The organism is Bacteroides sp. AM16-24 (assembly GCF_003471885.1).
Classification (GTDB): Bacteria; Bacteroidota; Bacteroidia; order Bacteroidales; family Bacteroidaceae; genus Bacteroides.
Genome location: NZ_QRKI01000047.1, coordinates 1 through 1,933, shown reverse-complemented (window position 1 = coordinate 1,933; position 1,933 = coordinate 1). Strand labels below are relative to the sequence as shown.

General features: G+C 47.7%; 1 protein-coding gene. It reads right to left on the bottom strand.

The window, feature by feature from the left end; translation table 11 throughout:
* Positions 1–1,933, bottom strand: a 1,933-nt coding sequence (locus tag DW182_RS21990; protein WP_305000466.1) for an RHS repeat domain-containing protein, incomplete at both ends; no start/stop codon positions are given.

Sequence of the window (1,933 nt, the reverse complement as noted above, 5' to 3'; positions counted from 1 at the left end):
TTCTCCGCCAACGGATCCATCGTCGTAAACCTTCCCAACGCAGCATCATAATGCCGTGCACCGTAATCCATCCAGTTCAGCCCGTTCTTACGTTCAAACTCCTTGCCGTTATACTTGTAAGGCTGTTCATTCTGCTTTCCGTCGCTAGTCTCCGCCATGGGAAGACCGTAGGGATAGTAGTGGTTAAACTGAATATTATGGTTGCCACCATCAATCACAGCACGGACATTGCCAAGATGATCATTGAAGTAGAAATAATACGTGCCGCCTTCAATATAGCCACCTTCAACCAGAATCCTTTTCAAAGAACCATTCTCGTAGATTATGTTCCCAACATAGTCACGATTGGTACTGCCTTGCACTACCTTAAGTTTTCTTCCATCGGCGGCATAAGTGTATTTATGCGTTACACCGTCAATGGTCAGCAACTCAGGCAAATATAATGAATTATAAGATATGGCGGTTATCTTTTTATTCAAATCTTTCGTAAGGTTGCCATTTTTATCGTATGCATAGCCGGGATTGGCTGCAGAGCCTTTCTTGAAGTCATTGGATTCGGGCAACGTCACAGTTACGGCGGCATCCGAAACGTTGGTCAGTTGGTTACCGTTGTAAGTCATTGTCAGGTTGTCCGCAAGACCGTAAACACCCAGATCACTATTGGCAGTCTTGCCATAACGCTGCAAGGAAAGGATATTGCCATGCTTATCGTAAGAATAAGAAGTGCTATACCGTTCAGCATCCTTACCACCCGAAAAAGTGGCGGAAACAAGACGGGACAAAGGATCATAGCTGTAAACGTATTTACGGGTGGTACCGTCAAGACGCCACTGCATGGAAGAGATATTGCCGTTATAATCATAAGTCAGATTCTCCGTGTGTTGAGCACCGGAAATCCCGATAAGCCACGAACGGACATTATACTCATAAGTATCGGACAAAGAAGAAACACCGTTACGGCTGTTCTTCTTCAGACGTCCCAAATCGTCATACGTGTTGTCCACCAAAGTTACAGCAGTGAGAGAATTCAGTTTATGGGTAACGGTTTTCACACGGTCGGCATGGTCGTAGGTATAAGTATATACTTGTGTTTGTTGGGCCTTGCCCGTAGCAGTATGTACATGCGTCACTGTCTTGGGTTTGCCCGTAAACGTATAAACGGTAGTGGTAATATCATAACCGCCCAAATGGTTGGAGGAGACAGTCTTCTCCGGACGCCCTTTCTCATCGTAATAATAAACCGTATAGAGTTTCTTGCCGCTGCCGTCGAGCAACGTAGTTACCGTACCTGTCAGCAGACCGCCCGCCGGATGGCTTTCCTTGGGGAAATATGACTCATTGTCGAAACCTGCCAGGCTGCGGAAACCATAATCGTCATAGTAGTTGATGGTATGCACTACAGGAGAATAAAGCGTCATATTAGGATTGTAGCCACTGTTTTCCAGACCTGAAGCTATGATTTTGCCATCATACGACCGTTTTAAGGAAGTCAGCATCGCCGTAGGGCCCAAAGAAGCGATGGAACCCCTGAACTCACAAATCCCCTGAATCACCGGACGGTTGTCAATGTCATACAGGTAGAAGGTGCAGAGCGCGGGACTTTTGGCTGCCTGTTCCCCATCCTGACTGGCAATCATGCGGTCGCCACGGTCGTACCCGTATCTGATCCCGTCGGCACCGGGTAACTTCTTCCAGATGCAGCGGTTACGGTCATCATACTTATACAGATAGGCATATTGCGCCAGCGCACCCGTACCGTCCGTGGTAAGCCTCCATATACCGGACATTGCCGTAGCGTCGGCCGCCAGAGGAGGAAGCACGGCACGCAGGTTACCGTAAGAGTCATAGACATAATAGGTGTCATGATAACTCGCACCATTCTTCCGGCGGGTAAGGAGCAGATGCCCCTGCTTGTCCTTAAATTCCAAGCTTA